The organism is Lacinutrix sp. MEBiC02595, from assembly GCF_053601555.1.
Genome location: NZ_JBSHNU010000111.1, coordinates 1 through 309 on the forward strand (window position 1 = coordinate 1; position 309 = coordinate 309).

Annotated in this window: 1 protein-coding gene; it reads left to right on the top strand. The window is 38.5% G+C overall.

Features of this window, described 5'->3' with window-relative positions; genetic code table 11:
* A partial coding sequence (locus tag ACVCZW_RS00565; RefSeq protein ID WP_452231371.1) for a hypothetical protein occupies positions 1-309 on the top strand: 309 nt, incomplete at both ends.

The window sequence follows — 309 nt, forward strand, 5'->3', positions numbered from 1 at the left end:
CGCAACGCCGCAAATACAAACGATTACCGTTTCAGATAATATTGCGCCAACATTTACTGCGCCTGCAGCTATTGAAATTTTTACGGATGCTTCTTGTAATTATGATGCAACGGTTAGTGAAACTGGTGATGTAACCAATGAAGCTGATAATTGTGATACTACTTTAGAAGCTACTTTTACAGATGTTGTAACCGCTGGTACTTGTGAAGGTTCGTTTATTATTACTAGAACTTGGACTTTATCAGACGATTGTGGAAATGCTGCAACACCGCAAATACAAACGATTACCGTTTCAGATAATATTGCACC